This window comes from Enterobacter cloacae complex sp. 677-3DZ2D5B (assembly GCF_004136695.1).
GTDB lineage: Bacteria > Pseudomonadota > Gammaproteobacteria > Enterobacterales > Enterobacteriaceae > Enterobacter > Enterobacter hormaechei_C.
Genome location: NZ_QFLS01000024.1, coordinates 1 through 22,076 on the forward strand (window position 1 = coordinate 1; position 22,076 = coordinate 22,076).

Annotated in this window: 19 protein-coding genes and 1 riboswitch; of the genes, 9 read left to right on the forward strand and 10 right to left on the reverse strand. The window is 54.6% G+C overall.

Annotated features, from left to right (window positions below; translation table 11 throughout):
- Positions 1-255: 255 nt before the first annotated feature.
- The 8 genes from secE to rpoC all read left to right on the forward strand — a co-directional run bounded on the left by secE (position 256) and on the right by rpoC (position 12,346).
- Positions 256-639 carry a preprotein translocase subunit SecE gene (gene secE / locus DD597_RS24280; RefSeq protein WP_003862342.1) on the forward strand — a complete coding sequence of 128 codons (384 nt, stop codon included), beginning with the start codon at positions 256-258 and terminating at the stop codon, positions 637-639.
- A 1-nt stretch (position 640) separates the two neighbouring features.
- The gene (nusG, locus tag DD597_RS24285; RefSeq protein ID WP_003862341.1) at positions 641-1,186 is read left to right on the forward strand and encodes a transcription termination/antitermination protein NusG; all 546 of its coding nucleotides are present in this window, start codon (positions 641-643) and stop codon (positions 1,184-1,186) included.
- Positions 1,187-1,342: 156 nt separating this feature from the next.
- Positions 1,343-1,771, forward strand: coding sequence for a 50S ribosomal protein L11 (gene rplK / locus DD597_RS24290; RefSeq protein ID WP_003862340.1), 429 nt, complete (start codon positions 1,343-1,345; stop codon positions 1,769-1,771).
- Positions 1,772-1,774: 3 nt separating this feature from the next.
- Positions 1,775-2,479, forward strand: coding sequence for a 50S ribosomal protein L1 (gene rplA, locus DD597_RS24295; protein ID WP_006810530.1), 705 nt, complete (start codon positions 1,775-1,777; stop codon positions 2,477-2,479).
- 289 nt (positions 2,480-2,768) lie between these two features.
- Positions 2,769-3,266: a 50S ribosomal protein L10 gene (gene rplJ / locus DD597_RS24300; protein WP_003862338.1), complete on the forward strand. Its 498-nt coding sequence runs from the start codon at positions 2,769-2,771 to the stop codon at positions 3,264-3,266.
- Positions 3,267-3,332: 66 nt separating this feature from the next.
- Complete coding sequence (gene rplL / locus DD597_RS24305) at positions 3,333-3,698, forward strand: 50S ribosomal protein L7/L12 (RefSeq protein WP_002445276.1); 366 nt, start codon at positions 3,333-3,335, stop codon at positions 3,696-3,698.
- Between the two features lie 319 nt (positions 3,699-4,017).
- Positions 4,018-8,046 (forward strand): DNA-directed RNA polymerase subunit beta, encoded by a 4,029-nt coding sequence (gene rpoB, locus DD597_RS24310; RefSeq protein WP_008503453.1) that lies wholly within the window; start codon positions 4,018-4,020, stop codon positions 8,044-8,046.
- A gap of 76 nt (positions 8,047-8,122) precedes the next feature.
- A complete protein-coding gene (gene rpoC, locus DD597_RS24315; protein ID WP_022650200.1) occupies positions 8,123-12,346 on the forward strand; it encodes a DNA-directed RNA polymerase subunit beta' in 4,224 nt (1,407 codons plus the stop codon).
- A gap of 56 nt (positions 12,347-12,402) precedes the next feature.
- On the opposite strand, the gene DD597_RS24320 is transcribed toward rpoC, so the two are convergent.
- The 10 genes from DD597_RS24320 to DD597_RS24365 form a co-directional block, all read right to left on the reverse strand.
- Positions 12,403-12,720 carry a PTS lactose/cellobiose transporter subunit IIA gene (locus tag DD597_RS24320; RefSeq protein ID WP_003862327.1) on the reverse strand — a complete coding sequence of 106 codons (318 nt, stop codon included), beginning with the start codon at positions 12,718-12,720 and terminating at the stop codon, positions 12,403-12,405.
- A complete protein-coding gene (locus DD597_RS24325) occupies positions 12,720-13,028 on the reverse strand; it encodes a PTS sugar transporter subunit IIB (RefSeq protein ID WP_010425948.1) in 309 nt (102 codons plus the stop codon). The genes DD597_RS24320 and DD597_RS24325 overlap by 1 nt, the downstream gene beginning before the upstream one ends.
- A gap of 180 nt (positions 13,029-13,208) precedes the next feature.
- Complete coding sequence (locus tag DD597_RS24330; protein ID WP_129256648.1) at positions 13,209-14,750, reverse strand: sensor domain-containing diguanylate cyclase; 1,542 nt, start codon at positions 14,748-14,750, stop codon at positions 13,209-13,211.
- A 339-nt stretch (positions 14,751-15,089) separates the two neighbouring features.
- Entirely contained in the window at positions 15,090-16,217 is a 1,128-nt protein-coding gene (gene thiH / locus DD597_RS24335) for a 2-iminoacetate synthase ThiH (RefSeq protein ID WP_129256649.1), read from the reverse strand.
- Positions 16,217-16,984, reverse strand: coding sequence for a thiazole synthase (gene thiG / locus DD597_RS24340; RefSeq protein WP_129256650.1), 768 nt, complete (start codon positions 16,982-16,984; stop codon positions 16,217-16,219). The genes thiH and thiG overlap by 1 nt, the downstream gene beginning before the upstream one ends.
- 1 nt (position 16,985) lies before the next feature.
- Positions 16,986-17,186: a sulfur carrier protein ThiS gene (gene thiS, locus DD597_RS24345; protein ID WP_003862324.1), complete on the reverse strand. Its 201-nt coding sequence runs from the start codon at positions 17,184-17,186 to the stop codon at positions 16,986-16,988.
- Entirely contained in the window at positions 17,170-17,925 is a 756-nt protein-coding gene (gene thiF / locus DD597_RS24350) for a thiazole biosynthesis adenylyltransferase ThiF (RefSeq protein ID WP_109949093.1), read from the reverse strand. Before thiF ends, thiS begins: the two co-directional genes overlap by 17 nt.
- A complete protein-coding gene (gene thiE / locus DD597_RS24355) occupies positions 17,912-18,553 on the reverse strand; it encodes a thiamine phosphate synthase (RefSeq protein WP_129256651.1) in 642 nt (213 codons plus the stop codon). The genes thiF and thiE overlap by 14 nt, the downstream gene beginning before the upstream one ends.
- On the reverse strand, positions 18,553-20,448 hold the full coding sequence (gene thiC / locus DD597_RS24360) for a phosphomethylpyrimidine synthase ThiC (protein WP_129256652.1): 1,896 nt from the start codon (positions 20,446-20,448) through the stop codon (positions 18,553-18,555). The genes thiE and thiC overlap by 1 nt, the downstream gene beginning before the upstream one ends.
- A gap of 79 nt (positions 20,449-20,527) precedes the next feature.
- A riboswitch (TPP riboswitch) is annotated at positions 20,528-20,637 on the reverse strand.
- Positions 20,638-20,691: 54 nt separating this feature from the next.
- A complete protein-coding gene (locus DD597_RS24365; RefSeq protein ID WP_022650207.1) occupies positions 20,692-21,189 on the reverse strand; it encodes an Rsd/AlgQ family anti-sigma factor in 498 nt (165 codons plus the stop codon).
- A gap of 95 nt (positions 21,190-21,284) precedes the next feature.
- On the opposite strand from DD597_RS24365, the gene nudC reads away from it, so the two are divergent.
- Positions 21,285-22,058, forward strand: coding sequence for an NAD(+) diphosphatase (nudC, locus tag DD597_RS24370; RefSeq protein WP_022650208.1), 774 nt, complete (start codon positions 21,285-21,287; stop codon positions 22,056-22,058).
- Positions 22,059-22,076 lie beyond the last annotated feature (18 nt).

Sequence of the window (22,076 nt, forward strand, 5' to 3'; positions counted from 1 at the left end):
GGGCGTTGTTGCTAAAGTTCTCGGCTAATCGCTGATAACATTTGACGCAATGCGCAATAAAAGGGCATCATTTGATGCCCTTTTTGCACGCTTTCACATCAGAACCTGGCTCATCAGTGATTAATTTTGTCATAATCATTGCTGAGACAGGCTCTGCGGAGAGCGTATAATACGAAAAGCGAATAGCATTTCGATTGGTTTGCCTCGCACTCGCGGGGTGAAAATGTTTGTAGAATACTTCTGACAGGTTGGTTTATGAGTGCGAATACCGAAGCTCAAGGGAGCGGGCGCGGCCTGGAAGCGATGAAATGGGTAGTTGTAGCCGTGCTGCTGATTGTGGCGATTGTCGGCAACTATCTTTATCGTGACATGATGCTGCCGCTACGCGCGCTTGCAGTGGTAATTCTGATTGCTGCGGCGGGTGGTGTCGCGCTGTTGACGACGAAAGGCAAAGCGACCGTTGCGTTTGCCCGCGAAGCGCGTACCGAAGTCCGCAAGGTCATTTGGCCGACTCGCCAGGAAACATTGCACACCACGCTGATTGTAGCGGCGGTAACCGCTGTAATGTCACTGATCCTGTGGGGACTGGATGGTATTCTGGTTCGCCTGGTATCCTTTATCACTGGCCTGAGGTTCTGAGATGTCTGAAGCCCCTAAAAAGCGCTGGTACGTCGTTCAGGCGTTTTCCGGTTTTGAAGGCCGCGTAGCTACGTCGCTGCGTGAGCATATCAAATTACACAATATGGAAGAGTTATTTGGCGAAGTTATGGTTCCGACCGAAGAAGTGGTTGAGATCCGTGGCGGCCAACGTCGCAAAAGCGAACGTAAATTCTTCCCGGGTTACGTGCTGGTTCAGATGGTGATGAACGACGCGAGCTGGCACCTGGTGCGCAGCGTACCACGCGTGATGGGCTTTATCGGCGGCACATCTGACCGTCCGGCGCCAATCAGCGACAAAGAAGTTGATGCGATTATGAACCGCCTCCAGCAGGTGGGTGACAAACCGCGTCCGAAAACGCTGTTTGAACCGGGTGAGATGGTTCGTGTTAACGACGGTCCGTTTGCTGACTTTAATGGCGTCGTCGAAGAAGTGGACTACGAGAAGTCCCGCCTGAAAGTTTCCGTTTCTATCTTTGGTCGTGCGACCCCGGTAGAGCTGGACTTTGCTCAGGTAGAAAAAGCCTAAGCAGCGATCAAAAAAGCGACGATTTAATCGTTGCACAGGGCGCGAGATTGGAATACAATTTCGCGCCTTTTGTTTTTATGGGTTCCGACCCGTAAAACGAATTTTATTCACGGGGAGCCTCTCCGAGGCGTTATTACCCAATCAGAGGATTTTAGAATGGCTAAGAAAGTACAAGCCTACGTCAAGCTGCAGGTTGCAGCAGGTATGGCGAACCCAAGTCCACCAGTTGGTCCAGCTCTGGGTCAGCAGGGTGTGAACATCATGGAATTCTGTAAAGCGTTCAACGCCAAAACTGAATCCATGGAGAAAGGTCTGCCAATCCCAGTTGTAATCACTGTTTACGCTGACCGTTCTTTCACTTTCGTTACCAAAACCCCTCCAGCAGCAGTTCTGCTGAAGAAAGCAGCGGGCATCAAGTCTGGTTCCGGTAAGCCGAACAAAGACAAAGTGGGTAAAATTTCCCGCGCTCAGTTGCAGGAAATCGCGCAGACCAAAGCTGCCGACATGACTGGTTCCGACATTGAAGCGATGACTCGCTCCATCGAAGGTACTGCACGTTCCATGGGCCTGGTAGTGGAGGACTAAGAAATGGCTAAACTGACCAAGCGCATGTCCGTGATCCGTGACAAAGTTGATGCGACCAAACAGTACGACATCAACGAAGCTATCGCTCTGCTGAAAGAACTGGCAACTGCTAAGTTCGTTGAAAGCGTTGACGTTGCCGTTAACCTGGGCATCGACGCTCGTAAATCCGATCAGAACGTTCGTGGCGCAACTGTACTGCCACACGGTACTGGCCGTTCCGTACGCGTAGCTGTATTTGCTCAGGGTGCAAACGCTGAAGCTGCTAAAGCTGCCGGCGCTGAACTGGTAGGTATGGAAGATCTGGCTGATCAGATCAAGAAAGGCGAAATGAACTTTGACGTTGTTATTGCTTCTCCAGATGCAATGCGCGTTGTTGGCCAGCTGGGCCAGGTTCTGGGTCCACGCGGCCTGATGCCAAACCCGAAAGTGGGTACTGTAACTCCTAACGTTGCTGAAGCAGTTAAGAACGCTAAAGCAGGTCAGGTTCGTTACCGTAACGACAAAAACGGCATCATCCACACCACCATCGGTAAAGTGGACTTTGACGCTGACAAACTGAAAGAAAACCTGGAAGCTCTGCTGGTTGCGCTGAAAAAAGCAAAACCAACTCAGGCGAAAGGCGTGTACATCAAGAAAGTTAGCATCTCCACCACCATGGGTGCAGGTGTTGCAGTTGACCAGGCTGGCCTGAGCGCTGCTGCAAACTAATGCCTTTACGTGGGCGGTGATTTTGTCTACAATCTTACCCCCACGTTTGCTAACAAAAGTTAGCGGCTAAAAGAATTGTTCGTTGGAGCCTGGCCTATCCAGGCCTCCGTCGAAGACCGCAGGTGTTTCGCAAGAAACTTAATCCCCTGCGTAGACGGTGACAGAACGCTAAGATTATTTTAAATACTCTGGCTTGTTTCTGCTCACCGTATTAAGACGCTCTTCCCGTTGGGTCGAGTGAAGTGAGTTCCGGAACATGAGTTCCGGCAAACATCCAGGAGCAAAGCTAATGGCTTTAAATCTTCAAGACAAACAAGCGATTGTTGCTGAAGTCAGCGAAGTAGCCAAAGGCGCGCTGTCTGCAGTAGTTGCGGATTCCCGTGGCGTTACTGTAGACAAAATGACTGAACTGCGTAAAGCAGGTCGTGAAGCTGGCGTATACATGCGTGTTGTTCGTAACACCCTGCTGCGTCGCGTAGTTGAAGGTACTCAGTTCGAGTGCCTGAAAGACACGTTTGTTGGTCCGACCCTGATTGCATACTCTATGGAACACCCGGGCGCTGCTGCTCGTCTGTTCAAAGAGTTCGCGAAAGCGAATGCAAAATTTGAGGTCAAAGCTGCAGCCTTTGAAGGTGAGTTGATCCCGGCATCGCAAATCGATCGCCTGGCAACCCTGCCGACCTACGAAGAAGCAATTGCACGCCTGATGGCAACCATGAAAGAAGCTGCGGCTGGCAAACTGGTTCGCACTCTGGCTGCTGTACGCGATGCGAAAGAAGCTGCTTAATCGCAGTTATCTTTATAAAGCATTTGCTTACGTATAAACTTATTCTGATTTTCAGGAACAATTTAAATGTCTATCACTAAAGATCAAATCATTGAAGCAGTAGCAGCTATGTCCGTAATGGACGTTGTAGAGCTGGTTTCTGCAATGGAAGAAAAATTCGGTGTTTCTGCTGCTGCTGCTGTAGCTGTAGCTGCGGGCCCGGCTGAAGCTGCTGAAGAAAAAACTGAATTCGACGTAATTCTGAAAGCTGCTGGCGCGAACAAAGTTGCTGTAATCAAAGCAGTACGTGGCGCAACTGGCCTGGGTCTGAAAGAAGCTAAAGACCTGGTAGAATCTGCTCCAGCTGCGCTGAAAGAAGGCGTGAGCAAAGACGACGCAGAAGCACTGAAAAAATCTCTGGAAGAAGCTGGCGCTGAAGTTGAAGTTAAATAAGCCAACTTTTCTGGTTGCAGCCTAAGCAATTAGGCTGATGGCTGGTGACTTTTTAGTCACCAGCCTTTTTGCGCTGTAAGGCATCAGCAGCATTTCACACTGTTTGACTGCTGGTTGTCCTGACAATGCTTGTTTCTATCGACGACTTAATATACTGCGACAGGGTGCTCGCTCTGTGTAAATCGCAATGAAATGGTTTAAGCGTGATAGCAACAGGTATTGCGGAAAGTATTCAATTTTCCGGTCCACAAAATGGTGTTGCACAAACTGTCCCTTCGTCGGACAGATGGGTCGACTTGTCAGCGAGCTGAGGAACCCTATGGTTTACTCCTATACCGAGAAAAAACGTATTCGTAAGGATTTTGGTAAACGTCCACAAGTTCTGGACATTCCATATCTCCTTTCTATCCAGCTTGACTCGTTCCAGAAGTTTATCGAGCAAGATCCTGAAGGGCAGTACGGCCTGGAAGCAGCCTTCCGTTCCGTGTTCCCGATTCAGAGCTACAGCGGTAATTCCGAGCTGCAGTACGTCAGCTACCGCCTTGGCGAACCGGTGTTTGACGTTCAGGAATGTCAGATCCGTGGCGTGACCTATTCCGCACCGCTGCGCGTAAAACTGCGTCTGGTGATCTACGAGCGCGAAGCGCCGGAAGGCACCGTAAAAGATATTAAAGAACAAGAAGTCTACATGGGTGAAATTCCACTCATGACGGACAACGGTACTTTCGTTATCAACGGTACTGAGCGTGTTATCGTTTCCCAGCTGCACCGTAGCCCGGGCGTCTTCTTCGACAGCGATAAAGGTAAAACGCACTCTTCCGGTAAAGTACTGTATAACGCACGCATCATTCCTTACCGTGGTTCATGGCTGGACTTCGAATTCGATCCAAAAGACAACCTGTTTGTCCGTATCGACCGTCGTCGTAAGCTGCCTGCAACCATCATTCTGCGTGCACTGAACTATACCACTGAGCAGATCCTGGACCTGTTCTTTGAGAAAGTGATCTTTGAAATCCGCGACAACAAGTTGCAGATGGAGTTGGTGCCGGAACGTCTGCGTGGTGAGACCGCGTCGTTCGACATCGAAGCCGACGGCAAAGTGTATGTGGAAAAAGGTCGCCGTATCACCGCGCGCCACATCCGCCAGCTGGAAAAAGATGATATCAAACACATCGAAGTTCCGGTTGAATACATTGCAGGAAAAGTAGCCGCGAAAGATTACGTTGATGAATCAACTGGCGAGCTGATCTGCCCGGCGAACATGGAGCTGAGCCTGGATCTGCTGGCTAAGCTGAGCCAGGCTGGCCACAAACGTATCGAAACGCTGTTCACCAACGATCTGGACCACGGTCCGTACATCTCTGAGACTGTACGCGTCGACCCAACCAACGATCGTCTGAGCGCGCTGGTCGAAATCTACCGCATGATGCGTCCTGGTGAGCCACCAACTCGCGAAGCGGCTGAAAGCCTGTTCGAGAACCTGTTCTTCTCCGAAGACCGCTACGATCTGTCCGCGGTTGGTCGTATGAAGTTCAACCGTTCTCTGCTGCGCGACGAAATCGAAGGTTCCGGTATCCTGAGCAAAGACGACATCATTGAAGTGATGAAGAAGCTCATCGATATCCGTAACGGTAAAGGCGAAGTGGACGATATCGACCACCTCGGCAACCGTCGTATCCGTTCCGTAGGCGAAATGGCGGAAAACCAGTTCCGCGTTGGCCTGGTACGTGTAGAGCGTGCGGTGAAAGAGCGTCTGTCTCTGGGCGATCTGGATACCCTGATGCCTCAGGATATGATCAACGCCAAGCCGATTTCTGCGGCAGTGAAAGAGTTCTTCGGTTCCAGTCAGCTGTCTCAGTTCATGGACCAGAACAACCCGCTGTCTGAGATCACGCACAAGCGTCGTATCTCCGCACTCGGCCCAGGCGGTCTGACCCGTGAACGCGCAGGCTTTGAAGTTCGAGACGTACACCCGACTCACTACGGTCGCGTATGTCCAATCGAAACGCCTGAAGGTCCAAACATCGGTCTGATCAACTCCCTGTCCGTGTACGCACAGACGAACGAATACGGTTTCCTCGAGACCCCGTATCGTAAAGTGACCGACGGTGTTGTTACTGACGAAATTCATTACCTGTCTGCTATCGAAGAAGGCAACTACGTTATCGCTCAGGCGAACTCCAACCTGGATGACGAAGGCCACTTTGTAGAAGATCTGGTTACCTGCCGTAGCAAAGGCGAATCCAGCTTGTTCAGCCGCGACCAGGTTGACTACATGGACGTATCCACTCAGCAGGTGGTATCCGTCGGTGCGTCCCTGATCCCGTTCCTGGAACACGATGACGCCAACCGTGCATTGATGGGTGCGAACATGCAACGTCAGGCCGTTCCAACTCTGCGTGCTGACAAGCCGCTGGTTGGTACCGGTATGGAACGTGCTGTTGCCGTTGACTCCGGTGTTACAGCAGTTGCTAAGCGTGGCGGTACCGTTCAGTACGTTGACGCATCCCGTATCGTTATCAAAGTTAACGAAGACGAGATGTATCCGGGCGAAGCGGGTATCGACATCTACAACCTGACCAAATACACCCGCTCTAACCAGAACACCTGTATCAACCAGATGCCATGTGTGTCTCTGGGTGAGCCAGTTGAGCGCGGCGACGTGCTGGCAGATGGTCCGTCCACCGACCTCGGTGAACTGGCGCTCGGTCAGAACATGCGCGTAGCGTTCATGCCGTGGAACGGTTACAACTTCGAAGACTCCATCCTCGTCTCAGAGCGTGTGGTTCAGGAAGATCGTTTCACCACCATCCACATTCAGGAACTGGCATGTGTGTCCCGTGACACCAAGCTGGGGCCAGAAGAGATCACTGCCGACATCCCTAACGTGGGTGAAGCTGCGCTCTCCAAACTGGATGAATCCGGTATTGTTTACATCGGTGCGGAAGTCACCGGCGGTGATATTCTGGTAGGTAAGGTGACGCCGAAAGGTGAAACCCAGCTGACGCCAGAAGAGAAACTGCTGCGTGCTATCTTCGGTGAGAAAGCGTCTGACGTTAAAGACTCTTCTCTGCGCGTACCAAACGGTGTTTCCGGTACGGTTATCGACGTTCAGGTCTTCACTCGTGATGGCGTTGAGAAAGATAAGCGTGCGCTGGAAATCGAAGAGATGCAGCTCAAACAGGCTAAGAAAGACCTGTCTGAAGAACTGCAAATCCTCGAAGCAGGTCTGTTCAGCCGTATCTATGCGGTGCTGGTTGCCGGTGGCGTTGAAGCTGAGAAGCTCGACAAACTGCCACGCGATCGCTGGCTGGAACTGGGCCTGACCGACGAAGAGAAACAGAATCAGCTGGAACAACTGGCTGAGCAGTATGACGAACTGAAACACGAGTTCGAGAAAAAACTCGAAGCGAAACGCCGTAAAATCACTCAGGGCGACGATCTGGCACCAGGCGTGCTGAAGATTGTTAAGGTGTATCTGGCTGTTAAACGTCAGATCCAGCCTGGTGATAAGATGGCAGGTCGTCACGGTAACAAGGGTGTTATCTCTAAGATCAACCCGATCGAAGATATGCCGCACGATGCTAACGGTACGCCGGTAGATATCGTACTGAACCCACTGGGCGTACCGTCTCGTATGAACATCGGTCAGATTCTGGAAACCCACCTGGGTATGGCTGCGAAAGGTATCGGCGATAAGATCAACGCCATGCTGAAACAGCAGCAGGAAGTCGCGAAACTGCGCGAGTTCATCCAGCGTGCCTATGATCTGGGTACCGACGTTCGTCAGAAAGTCGACCTGAACACCTTCAGCGATGAAGAAGTGCTGCGTCTGGCAGAGAACCTGCGCAAAGGTATGCCAATTGCAACGCCGGTATTCGACGGTGCAAAAGAAGCTGAAATCAAAGAGCTGCTGCAACTGGGTGGTCTGCCAACGTCTGGTCAGATTACGCTGTTTGACGGCCGTACCGGTGAACAGTTCGAGCGTCCGGTAACCGTAGGTTACATGTACATGCTGAAACTGAACCACCTGGTCGACGACAAGATGCACGCTCGTTCTACCGGTTCTTACAGCCTGGTTACTCAGCAGCCGCTGGGTGGTAAGGCTCAGTTCGGTGGTCAGCGCTTCGGGGAGATGGAAGTGTGGGCGCTGGAAGCATACGGCGCAGCATACACCTTGCAGGAAATGCTCACCGTTAAGTCTGATGACGTGAACGGTCGTACTAAGATGTATAAAAACATCGTAGACGGCAACCATCAGATGGAGCCGGGCATGCCAGAATCCTTCAACGTACTGTTGAAAGAGATTCGTTCGCTGGGTATCAACATCGAACTGGAAGACGAGTAATTCTCGCTCAAACAGGTCACTGCTGTCGGGTTAACGCCCGACAGCAGAGTGTGCTAACTCCGACGGGAGCAAATCCGTGAAAGACTTATTAAAGTTTCTGAAAGCGCAAACTAAAACCGAAGAGTTTGATGCGATCAAAATTGCTCTGGCTTCGCCAGACATGATCCGTTCATGGTCTTTCGGTGAAGTTAAAAAGCCGGAAACCATTAACTACCGTACGTTCAAACCTGAGCGTGACGGCCTTTTCTGTGCGCGTATTTTCGGGCCAGTAAAAGATTACGAGTGCCTGTGCGGTAAGTACAAGCGCCTGAAACACCGTGGTGTGATCTGTGAGAAGTGTGGCGTTGAAGTGACCCAGACCAAAGTACGCCGTGAGCGTATGGGCCACATCGAGCTGGCGTCTCCAACCGCTCACATCTGGTTCCTGAAATCTCTGCCGTCCCGTATCGGCCTGCTGCTGGATATGCCGCTGCGCGATATCGAACGTGTTCTGTACTTCGAATCTTATGTGGTTATCGAAGGCGGGATGACCAATCTGGAACGTAACCAGATCCTGACCGAAGAACAGTATCTGGACGCGCTGGAAGAGTTCGGTGACGAATTCGACGCGAAGATGGGTGCGGAAGCTATCCAGGCCCTGCTGAAGAGCATGGATCTGGAGCAAGAGTGTGAAACTCTGCGCGAAGAGCTGAACGAAACCAACTCCGAGACCAAGCGTAAAAAGCTGACCAAGCGTATCAAACTGCTGGAAGCGTTCGTTCAGTCTGGTAACAAACCAGAGTGGATGATCCTGACCGTTCTGCCGGTTCTGCCGCCAGATCTGCGTCCGCTGGTTCCGCTGGATGGTGGTCGTTTCGCAACGTCAGATCTGAACGATCTGTACCGTCGCGTAATCAACCGTAACAACCGTCTGAAACGTCTGCTGGATCTGGCTGCGCCGGACATCATCGTACGCAACGAAAAACGTATGCTTCAGGAAGCAGTCGATGCCCTGTTGGATAACGGTCGTCGTGGTCGTGCGATCACCGGTTCTAACAAACGTCCTCTGAAATCTTTGGCCGACATGATCAAAGGTAAGCAGGGTCGTTTCCGTCAGAACCTGCTCGGTAAGCGTGTTGACTACTCCGGTCGTTCTGTAATCACCGTAGGTCCATACCTGCGTCTGCATCAGTGCGGTCTGCCGAAGAAAATGGCACTGGAGCTGTTCAAACCGTTCATCTACGGCAAGCTGGAGCTGCGTGGCCTGGCCACCACCATCAAAGCCGCGAAGAAAATGGTTGAGCGTGAAGAAGCTGTCGTTTGGGATATCCTGGACGAAGTGATCCGCGAACACCCGGTACTGCTGAACCGTGCACCAACTCTGCACCGTCTGGGTATCCAGGCCTTTGAGCCGGTACTGATCGAAGGTAAAGCTATCCAGCTGCACCCGCTGGTTTGTGCGGCCTATAACGCCGACTTCGATGGTGACCAGATGGCTGTTCACGTACCGCTGACGCTGGAAGCCCAGCTCGAAGCGCGTGCGCTGATGATGTCTACCAACAACATCCTGTCTCCAGCGAACGGTGAACCTATCATCGTTCCTTCTCAGGACGTTGTACTGGGTCTGTACTACATGACCCGTGACTGTGTTAACGCCAAAGGCGAAGGCATGGTGCTGACTGGCCCTAAAGAAGCTGAGCGTATTTATCGCGCTGGCCTGGCCTCTCTGCATGCGCGCGTTAAAGTGCGTATCACCGAATACGAAAAAGATGAAAACGGCGAATTCGTTGCGCACACCAGCCTGAAAGACACGACCGTTGGCCGTGCCATTCTGTGGATGATCGTACCGAAAGGTCTGCCTTTCTCCATCGTCAACCAGGCGCTGGGCAAGAAAGCGATCTCCAAAATGCTGAACACCTGTTACCGCATTCTGGGTCTGAAGCCGACCGTTATCTTCGCTGACCAGACAATGTACACCGGCTTTGCTTATGCAGCGCGTTCAGGTGCATCTGTTGGTATCGATGACATGGTCATCCCAGAGAAGAAACACGAGATCATCTCTGAAGCGGAAGCTGAAGTTGCTGAAATCCAGGAGCAGTTCCAGTCTGGTCTGGTAACCGCAGGCGAACGTTACAACAAAGTTATCGATATCTGGGCTGCGGCGAACGATCGTGTATCCAAAGCGATGATGGATAACCTGCAAACCGAAACCGTGATTAACCGTGACGGCGTAGAAGAGCAGCAGGTCTCCTTCAACAGCATCTACATGATGGCCGACTCCGGTGCGCGTGGTTCTGCGGCACAGATTCGTCAGCTGGCAGGTATGCGTGGTCTGATGGCGAAGCCAGATGGCTCCATCATCGAAACGCCAATCACCGCGAACTTCCGTGAAGGTCTGAACGTACTCCAGTACTTCATCTCCACGCACGGTGCGCGTAAAGGTCTGGCGGATACCGCACTTAAAACGGCGAACTCCGGTTATCTGACGCGTCGTCTGGTTGACGTTGCGCAGGATCTTGTCGTCACCGAAGACGATTGTGGCACCCTCGAAGGTATCACCATGACCCCTGTTATCGAGGGTGGTGATGTTAAAGAGCCGCTGCGCGATCGCGTACTGGGTCGTGTGACCGCGGAAGACATTCTGAAGCCGGGCACCGCAGACATTCTGGTTCCACGCAACACCCTGCTGCACGAACAGTGGTGTGACCTGCTGGAAGCGAACTCTGTTGACTCCGTGAAAGTGCGTTCCGTTGTATCCTGTGACACCGACTTTGGTGTGTGTGCGCACTGCTACGGTCGTGACCTGGCGCGTGGCCACATCATCAACAAAGGTGAGGCTATCGGCGTTATCGCGGCACAGTCCATCGGTGAGCCGGGTACACAGCTGACGATGCGTACGTTCCACATCGGTGGTGCGGCATCTCGTGCGGCTGCTGAATCCAGCATCCAGGTGAAAAACAAAGGTAGCATCAAGCTCAGCAACGCGAAGTCGGTTGTGAACTCCAGCGGTAAACTGGTTATCACTTCCCGTAACACCGAGCTGAAGCTGATCGACGAATTTGGTCGTACCAAAGAGAGCTATAAAGTGCCTTACGGTGCGGTTATGGCGAAAGGTGATGGCGAGCAGGTTGCTGGCGGTGAAACCGTTGCAAACTGGGATCCACACACCATGCCGGTAATCACCGAAGTAAGTGGTTTCATCCGCTTTACTGACATGATCGACGGCCAGACCATTACTCGTCAGACCGACGAGCTGACCGGTCTGTCTTCTCTGGTGGTTCTGGATTCTGCTGAACGTACTACCGGTGGTAAAGATCTGCGTCCTGCACTGAAAATCGTTGATGCGCAGGGTAACGACGTTCTGATTCCTGGTACCGATATGCCTGCGCAGTACTTCCTGCCGGGTAAAGCGATTGTACAGCTGGAAGATGGCGTACAGATCAGCTCTGGTGATACCCTGGCGCGTATTCCTCAGGAATCCGGCGGTACCAAGGACATCACCGGTGGTCTGCCACGCGTTGCGGACCTGTTCGAAGCACGTCGTCCGAAAGAGCCTGCAATCCTGGCTGAAATCAGCGGTATCATCTCCTTCGGTAAAGAGACCAAAGGTAAGCGCCGTCTGGTTATCACGCCTGTAGATGGCAGCGAGCCGTACGAAGAGATGATTCCTAAGTGGCGTCAGCTCAACGTGTTCGAAGGTGAACGCGTAGAACGTGGTGACGTGGTTTCCGACGGTCCAGAAGCGCCGCACGACATCCTGCGTCTGCGTGGTGTGCATGCTGTTACCCGTTACATTGTTAACGAAGTACAGGACGTATACCGTCTGCAAGGCGTTAAGATTAACGATAAACACATTGAAGTTATCGTTCGTCAGATGCTGCGTAAAGCGACCATCGAAAACGCAGGCAGCTCCGACTTCCTGGAAGGCGAGCAGGTTGAATACTCACGCGTTAAGATCGCTAACCGCGATCTGGAAGCGAACGGCAAAATTGGCGCGACCTTCTCGCGCGATCTGCTGGGTATCACCAAAGCGTCTCTGGCAACCGAGTCCTTCATCTCTGCTGCATCGTTCCAGGAAACCACGCGTGTCCTGACCGAAGCGGCTGTTGCAGGTAAACGTGATGAACTGCGCGGTCTGAAAGAGAACGTTATCGTGGGTCGTCTGATCCCGGCCGGTACCGGTTATGCGTACCACCAGGATCGTATGCGTCGTCGCGCAGCGGGCGAACTGCCAGCTGCACCGCAGGTGACTGCCGAAGATGCATCCGCGAGCCTGGCAGAACTGCTGAACGCAGGTCTGGGCGGTTCCGACAACGAGTAATCGTTGATGCCGTAAATAAAAAACCCGCCTCGGCGGGTTTTTTTATATCTGCATTTTCAGTTTACCAGCGGGATGCGTCGATAAAGCTCAATCATGTCGCCCGCCAGATCCTGAATAACCATCGCGTTCATCAGGTGGTCCTGAGAGTGAACGGTGATCAGGTTAACCGGCAGTTTTCCTGTCCCTTCGTCAAGACCGATAAGCTGCGTCTGGATCGTATGCGCATGTTTCACATATTCACGCGACTCTTCCATCGCTTTCTCGGCTTCGTCAAAGTCGCCTTTTCGCGCCATCTGCAACGCCGTCAGAGCCGCGCTGCGCGCCGCGCCTGCGTTGACCAGCAGTTCCATGATCGTGGTTTCTAAGTCTTCCATTATGACTCCAGAAGTTTGAGCGCTTTTTCCAGTACGGCATCACCTTTCATCATGCCGTAATCCATCATGTCGATGACCGCGACCTTTTTTCCGAGCGGATCGGCCTGCGCCTGGAGTTTTGCCTGTTCGTATTTGACCTGTGGCCCCAGTAATACGATATCAGCCGTCGCGATGTTATCTTTGAACTCCGCGACCGGAACGGCTTTAATGGTTACTTCGACTCCTTTTTTCTGCGCGGCATCTTTCATACGTTGAACCAGCATGCTGGTTGACATTCCCGCTGCACAGCATAAAACGATGTTCTTCATAGTCAGCCTCGATCTACATGTGTTTATTGATAATTATCCCGTGCAGACTGCTTCAACAACCGCTTTACCGCGATTGTGTGTCAGGCATCACAAAGAAATCGGCATTTTTCTGAAACCGGTTACAATTTTACCGCGGAGAGCATTCTGCCCGTCAGATCGGGCAGAATTTGAGGAAGGGTATTATCGGATGGCCGTGCTTACGATGCGGTTTTTACCCTGTTGTTTAGCGGTATACAGCGCTTCATCTACGCTACCGATAAATTGTTCCAGCGGTTCGAAGTGCCACTCTCCCGTCCCGGCGCTGAAGGTCACTCGCAGGTTCTCTTCCCGCCAGGTCCGCTTTTCAACGGCGGTGCGCCAGGCTTCCAGTAGCGCGTGCGCGGAGTTCATCAGCTCGGCCGGGAAGATCACGCCGAACTCTTCTCCACCGTAGCGGTAAACGGAAACGTGGTGCGGCTGCATGATCTGAATACCTTCGCGTGCCACGTTGCGCAGCACAATATCCCCGCTCAGGTGGCCCCAGGTGTCGTTAATGGACTTGAAGTTATCGATGTCGATCAGCGCCAGAACGAAGGGTTGATGAGCGGTCAGCAGCTCATCCACATCATTGTCGAACGCACGGCGGTTTTTGCAGCCTGTCAGCGCATCATGGGTGGCCTGACGGACATAGGCCAGCTCGCGTTCTTTATTGGTCCGAATGGTATGGCTGAGCATCGCTTCAAGGCGTGGCGCCTGGTTGACGTCGCCGGTTTTGATGGCATTGATAATGTTCATCAGCACAGAACGCGAGGCATGACGAAGGTAAAGCCCGAACAGAATGATGATGATTGCCGCCAGCGCAAATCCCCAGCCGACGACGGTGGTTTCATGCCGGGTGATGACGGTAAGCGTGGCATCGGAGACCCGATAAATCACAAACCAGTCCGGATTGGTGAAAGAGTAGTAGTAATACCAGGTTTTACTTTTGGGGTCGAAAAGATGGCCCTCGCCGCTGGTCATTTGGTCCATCAGCGCTTCGCTTACGTACTGCTTAAAGAGCGCCCCCGTGTCCGGATGCAGCACAACAGCGCCGTCACGCTCCACAACAAAAAACTCACCCTGAACCGGCGCCACCATCTGGCGCAGGGTATACCCCATGGACGTTAAATCAAGATGGAAAGCGAGCGTGCCCTTCAGGCGGCCTTCCGGTGAAATGACCGGCTTATAGAGAGTGACCGTAGGATGTTGGGTAAAATAGTCCAGATAGGGGCGGGTGTAGTGAGGAAAGTTGCTGGCTTCCGCTTGTCCGATAAACCATGGACGGGTCCGGGCGTCGAACGACTTACCCTTCTCCGTTGGCAGCACTTCCGGCGCGCGCAGATGGCGCCCTTCTGTGTCCGCCAGAGAGATAGAGGACACCGTCGGCATCAGGTTCTGCAAATGCATCAACATCTGCAAACCGTGTGTCGGGTCGATATTAATTGTCTGATTTACTCTGTCGTTACGGGCGAAGTACATCGCAGCACGACCAAGAATATAGTCATTTTCTCGCAGGATGGATTCGGTATAGTTTACCGCCAGATTATGGGTGAAGTTACCATTAATCTTATGATAATCCTCAAGAAAATCCTTTCTCTGTGAAAGGATAACCAGGATGGCGATCAGCGCAAAACTGAACAGGATCCCCGCGAAGCTGACCATAATTGGCCGGGTAAAAGAAAGCTTTTTACTGTGGAGTGCCATGAGTTGTACATCAATCCAGATGGTAGACGCGTTGCGTCTGTCGATACCCTCAGCATAGTCGCTGTCCGGTTGCTGGTAGTAAATTATACAGAAGGCGATTACCGACGAGATGATTTATCTTAAGCGTAGATAAGAAACGACGTATTTATTGTATCAATTAAAATTTTGTTTAAGAGGCGGAGGGCAGGGCGAAACGAGGAAGAAGCATTTTCACCCTGGTCAGCGTCCGTTGCTGACGTGGTAAAGCATAAGAAAACCAGGCAGATCGCCTCAATCGCCCGGTTTTGATCTTACGAGCCGCCTCGTAACCTTTTCGCGTTTTTGCAGTCGGTTTCAGCGCTAATGCGAGGCTCTTCCCAGCCAGCTATCCCAGTCTTTCCACACGGGCTGTAGCCCCTGTGCAGTCAGGGCTTCCGCCACCGCTTCGGGCCGTCGTCCGTCGTGCGGTGCAAACTGTTCCAGTTCCGGGTGATCGTCCGCGTAACCGCCCGGCTGCGTTTTGGAAAAGGCGCTAACGTTATTGATCGCCAGCGGGATCGCGCGGTCGCGAAACGCGGGTGATTCACGCGTGGAGAGCGACAATTCCACTTCCGGCGCGAACAGACGAAATGCACACAGGGTTTGCACCAGCTGGCGCTCATCCATCAGCGAAGCGGGTTCAACGCCTCCCGTACACGGACGCAGCCGCGGGAAAGAGATAGAATAGCGGCTTTGCCAGTAGCGCTGCTGTAGCCACAGCAGATGCTCCGCCACCATATAGCAGTCCACCCGCCAGCTGTCGGACAGACCGATAAGCGCGCCCAGCCCAATTTTATCGATACCGGCGCGCCCCAGCCTGTCCGGCGTTTCCAGCCGGAAGATGAAATCCTGCTTCTTCCCTTTCAGGTGATGCCGGGCATAGGTCGCCTCGTGGTAGGTTTCCTGATAGACCATGACGCCGTCCAGCCCGAGCGTTTTCAGCTCCGCATATTCCTCCTGCGACAGAGGCTGCACTTCCATTTGCAACGAGGCAAATTCGCGGCGGATGGCCGGAAGATGCTTGCGAAAATAGTCCATCCCCACTTTGCCCTGATGTTCACCCGTCACCAGCAGGAGATGTTCAAAACCCATCTCACGAATAGCCGCACACTCGCGGGCGATCTCATGCTCATCCAGCGTTTTACGCTTAATACGGTTGCTCATGGAAAAACCACAGTAGGTGCAGTCGTTGGCGCACAGGTTAGAAAGATAGAGCGGCACGTAAAAGCTCACCGTGTTGCCAAAACGCTGGCGGGTGAGGCGTTGCGCGCGCTGCGCCATCGGTTCAAGGTACGCACTGGCTGCCGGAGAAAGCAGGGCCATCAAATCCTCGCGGGTCAAATGTTTGGCTGTTAATGCCCGCTCTACGTCCGCAGAGGTTTTACTGTTGATGCGTAAGGCAATATCGTCCCAGTTAAGCTGACACCAGCGATCGGTAAAGGTAGCCATCAGAGTGCCTCCAGAAAACCGGTCAGCGGGCTGGTGGCCTGCGCCTGAAAGCTGCGCGAGCCGGGGCCGGACTGGCGTGCCAGCAGACCGGACTCCACGGCAAGGCGGAACGCACGCGCCATCATCACCGGGTCGTCGGCCACCGCAATCGCGGTATTGACCAGCACCGCATCGGCCCCCATCTCCAGCGCCTGCGCGGCGTGACTGGGTACGCCGATGCCCGCATCCACCACCACGGGCACGGTCGCCTGCTCGATGATGATCTCCAGCATCGCGCGGGTCTCCAGTCCCTGGTTGGAGCCAATGGGTGCCCCTAACGGCATTACGGCCGCGCAGCCGACCTCTTCCAGACGCTTGCACAGCACGGGGTCGGCACCGCAGTAGGGCAGGACGGTAAATCCCTGCTGCACCAGCTTCTCTGCCGCTTTCAGGGTTTCGATCGGATCGGGCAACAGCCAGCGGGCGTCCGGATGAATTTCCAGCTTCAGCCAGCGGGTGCCGAGCGCTTCCCGCGCCAGTTGCGCAGCGAAAATTGCTTCCTCGGCCGTTTTCGCACCGGAGGTATTCGGTAAGAGCGTCACGCCTGCCTCCAGTAACGGCGCAAGTATGGCATCGTTGTGCTGACGCAAATCCACGCGCTTCATCGCCAGTGTCACCAGCTGGCTGCCGCTCTCACGAATGGCATCCACCATCAGCTGCGGAGAGGCGAATTTTCCGGTTCCGGTAAACAGATGTGAATCAAAGACTTTGTCGGCAATACGTAACATCTCAGCCCCCTGCGATAACCTGAAACAGCAGGATCTGGTCGCCTTCATTGACCTGCTGATGTTCCCACCGTTCGCGCGGCAGGATCTGTTGATTGAGCGCCAGCGCCGTTCCCGGCTTCAGCTGGCGCAGCGTGTCGAGCAGGGCGGCAACGGTAAGATCGTCGTCGCACGTCATCGGCTCATCGTTAAACAGAATGCGCATTGCGGCCTCCGCATACCGGGCAGTGGCTGGCGCGGTTTAACACCAGATGACGCCATCCGCTGGAGCGGGCGTCGAACAGCCGCAGCGTGTTGCGTTCTGTCTCTATGCCGCTGAGCAACTTGATGGCCTCCAGCGCCTGAAGAGTACCCATCACGCCCACCACCGGGCCCAGAATGCCTGCCGTGCGGCAGTTACGCTCCGGTTCAGCCTCGTCAGGCCACAGGCAGCGGTAGCAGCCCTGTGCCCACGGCGGCGTAAGCACCATTATCTGCCCGCCGAAACCGACCGCGCTGGCGGTGATCAGCGGCGTGTTCTGTGCAACACAGGCCGCGTTGATGGCCTGACGCGTCGCCATGTTGTCCGTGCAGTCCAGCACCGCGTCGGCAAGGGCAACTTCGCGTTGCAGCTCGTCTCCGCTAAGCCGCGTCTGGAGCGCAACCAGTTCGATATCGGGGTTAAGCTGGTTCAGCCGCTGGCGCGTAACGTGCGCTTTAGGCTGGTTGATATCTTCTGTCGTGAAGAGAATTTGCCGTTGCAGATTGCTGAGATGTACCTCGTCGTCATCGGCCAGCACCAGCGTGCCCACGCCCGCGCCAGCCAGATACAGCGCGGCGGGAGTGCCTAATCCGCCCAGACCGACAATCAGTACCCGGCTGGCGAGCAGCTTTTGCTGCCCCTCGATGGCGATATCCTCCAGCAGGATCTGGCGGCTGTAGCGCATAAAATCACGATCTTTCATCGCCTGCTCCTGCCAGTTGTAAAAGCCGTGCGGTGGCGGCCTGCCAGTCTGCCGCCTGGGTGATAGCGCTGACGACGGCGATACTGCCGACGCCGGTCTCCAGCACTGCGGGCGCACGTTCAAGGCTGATCCCGCCGATAGCGACGGTGGGGTAATCGGCAAGTCGCTTCACGTGCGCCGCCAGCTGAGCCAAACCCTGTGGAGCGGACGGCATCTGTTTGGTTTGCGTCGGAAAAACGTGACCGAGGGCGATGTAGGAGGGGCGGGCCGCCAGCGCCACGTCGATCTCCATATCGTCGTGGGTGGAGACGCCCAGCCGCAGACCGGCGTCACGGATCGCGCTGAGATCGGTCGTTTCCAGATCTTCCTGTCCCAGATGCACGCCGTACGCCTGGTGTTTAACCGCCAGCCGCCAGTAGTCGTTGATAAACAGGCGGGCGTGGTAGCGACGTCCCAGCGCGATAGCAGCGATCACGTCGGCCTCCACCTCTTCATCGCGTTTATCCTTGATGCGTAGCTGGAGGGTGCGAACGCCCGCTTCCAGCAGGCGGGTGATCCACGCCACGCTGTCCACCACCGGGTAAAGCCCTAAGCGGAAGGGGACAGGGGGGAAATCAGGCTGGTACATTATGCCTCCTCTTTTTTGAGGTAGATTTCGCCGCCTTTCGCGCGGAAGGTTTCCGACATGTCCGCCATGCCGACTTCAATGGTCTGCGCGGCGGCGTAATCGCGTACTTCCTGGCTGATTTTCATCGAGCAGAATTTTGGTCCGCACATGGAGCAGAAGTGCGCGACTTTGCCCGATTCCTGCGGCAGGGTTTCGTCGTGGTAGGCGCGGGCGGTGAACGGATCGAGGGCCAGGTTAAACTGGTCTTCCCAGCGGAATTCAAAGCGCGCTTTGGACATGGCGTTGTCGCGAATTTGCGCGCCCGGATGGCCTTTCGCCAGATCCGCCGCGTGGGCGGCAATCTTGTAGGTAATCAGTCCCTGCTTCACGTCCTCTTTGTTTGGCAGGCCGAGGTGCTCTTTCGGTGTCACGTAGCAGAGCATGGCGCAGCCGAACCAGCCGATCATCGCCGCCCCAATGCCTGACGTGAAGTGGTCATAGCCCGGCGCGATGTCAGTTGTCAGTGGCCCCAGCGTGTAGAACGGTGCTTCGTGGCAGTGCTCCAGCTCTTCGGTCATGTTGCGACGGATCATCTGCATCGGCACATGGCCCGGGCCTTCAATCATCACCTGCACGTCGTACTCCCAGGCGATTTTAGTCAGCTCGCCCAGCGTGTGCAGCTCGGCAAACTGCGCCTCGTCGTTAGCATCGCGGATGGAGCCAGGACGCAGGCCGTCGCCCAGCGACAGGGAGACGTCGTACGCGGCGCAAATTTCGCAGATTTCGCGGAAGTGTTCGTAGAGGAAGTTTTCCTGATGATGGGAAAGGCACCATTTCGCCATAATCGAACCGCCGCGTGAGACGATACCGGTCAGACGTTTCGCCGTAATCGGCACGTAGCGCAGCAGCACGCCCGCGTGGATGGTGAAGTAGTCCACGCCCTGTTCCGCCTGCTCCAGCAGCGTGTCGCGGAACGCTTCCCAGGTGAGGTTTTCGGCGATGCCGTTGACCTTCTCCAGCGCCTGATAAATCGGGACGGTGCCAATCGGCACCGGGCTGTTACGCAGGATCCATTCGCGGGTTTCGTGAATATAGCGGCCGGTGGAAAGGTCCATCACCGTATCCGCGCCCCAGCGCGTCGACCAGACCAGCTTTTCCACCTCTTCTTCGATGGATGACGTCACCGCTGAGTTGCCGATGTTGGCGTTGACCTTCACCAGGAAGTTGCGGCCGATAATCATCGGCTCGGATTCCGGGTGGTTGATGTTGGCGGGGATAATGGCGCGCCCGGCGGCCACTTCATCACGCACAAATTCCGGCGTGATGTTCTCCGGCAGGCGAGCGCCAAACCCTTCACCCGGATGCTGGTGGCGCAGCACTTCGCTGCGGATGCGCTCGCGGCCCATGTTTTCGCGGATGGCGATGAACTCCATCTCCGGCGTGACGATACCCTGGCGCGCGTAGTGCAGCTGGGTTACGCATTTGCCCGCTTTAGCGCGTTTCGGCGTCAGCAGGCCGGTAAAGCGCAGCGCGTCCAGACCGTCGTCGGCCAGGCGTTCTTTGGTGTACGCAGAGCTGCGCACGCTCAGTTCTTCGCAGTCGTTACGCGCCTCTATCCACGGCTGGCGCAGCTTTGCCAGACCCTGCTGGACGTTGATAGCAACATCAGGATCGCCGTACGGGCCCGAGGTGTCATACACCGGCACGGCTTCGTTGTCTTCAAACTGCGGGTTGTCTTTGCTGCCGCCGATAAGCGTCGGGCTGAGCTGGATTTCGCGCATCGGGACGCGGATATCAGCCTGTGAGCCGGAAATGTAGATGCGTTTCGAGTTCGGGAAAGCGGTGCCTTCCAGGGTGTCGATGAAGCGTTGTGCGTGTTCGCGCTGTTCGCGGCGGGTCAGTTTTGCAGTAGACATAGCTCATTCCAAAAGTGAAGGACATGGCTTGTCAGACGACGGATGAAGCAAGAGAAGATCGCCTCAGGGGCGATACAACAGCAGTGTGACTCTTGTTCCCTTCGCAGGTATTAACCTGATCAGGTTCCGCGGATCCCGAATTAACGGTCTCAGCCCGTGCTTTCACACTGGGCACTCCGACAAGAAAAATCCCCCTCCGCAGAGGGGCGAATGGTTGTAAATTACTCGTTAACGATTAAGAACTCAAGCAGGGCGCGCAACGTTATCGCTGGTGCTGATATTCAGGTTGTTGTCCAGCACGAGGGCGATGAGCTTGTCTTCCAGCGTGAATCGCTCTTCCAGCGCTTCGCCAAGGTCGGAAAGCGCCTGCTGAAACTCAAGATAGTTATCGTGATCGATAGCGTTCTCCAGCGCGGAATCGTAGTAGTCCATGATCCGCTGGGTGTTGGCTTCCAGCAGCGGACAGAGTTTACTGGCCGCTAAATACGGCGTTGTCCCTTCCATTTCGCGGATAATGCGTTCATAAAGGTTGAAATGGCCGTCGGAGAGGTAGTCGACAAGGCTCTGACAAAAATCATCCAGCGCTTTTTCGTTCAGCCGCATAAAGGATTCTTTGCCAGGCTTAAGACCGACCAGATTGTAATACGCCACAAGGAGATGCTTGCGCACATGTAGCCAGCGATCCACCAGGGTGTTACTTCCTCCAACGCGCTCAGTCAGGCTTTCCAGCTGGTTTAACATGGTCGACTCCATAAGGTTTAGAATGGGATCTGCTTATCCAAAATGTAACCACAATGCTAACAACATGTCAGTGAAGCGAAGGTAGTGCAATAGATATGGATCGTATTATTGAAAAATCAGATCTGGGTTGGTGGATCGTCAGTCACGAGCAAAAGTTGTGGCTGCCCGGTGGGGAGATACCCTACGGTGCGGCAGAAATCTTCGATCTCGTCGGCCAACCTGCGCTGCGGATCGGCGAGTGGCAGGGCGATCCGGTATGGTTGATCCTACAGGCTCGTCGTCAGGATATGGGATCCGTTCGTCAGGTGTTGGATCGGGATGTCGGCCTGTTCCAGCTGGCGGGGCGCGGCGTGCAGCTGGCGGAGTTTTACCGCTCGCACAAATACTGCGGCTACTGCGGCCACACCATGCACCCGAGCAAAACCGAGTGGGCAATGCTTTGCGGCCACTGCCGTGAACGCTACTATCCGCAAATCGCACCCTGCATCATTGTCGCCATCCGCCGTGATGATTCCATCCTGCTGGCGCAGCATACCCGTCATCGCAACGGCATTCATACTGTCCTCGCCGGGTTCGTGGAAGTCGGCGAAACGCTGGAACAGGCGGTGGCGCGTGAGGTGATGGAGGAGAGCGGCATTAAGGTGAAAAACCTGCGCTATGTGACGTCGCAGCCGTGGCCGTTCCCGATGTCCCTGATGACCGCGTTTATGGCGGAATACGACAGCGGCGAGATTGTTATCGATAAGAAAGAGCTGCTGGAGGCGAACTGGTATCGCTACGACGATTTACCGCTGCTGCCCCCGCCGGGAACGGTGGCGCGTCGCCTGATAGAAGATACCGTGGCAATGTGTCGGGCCGAGTATGAGTAGTGTTACACTGACGGACTG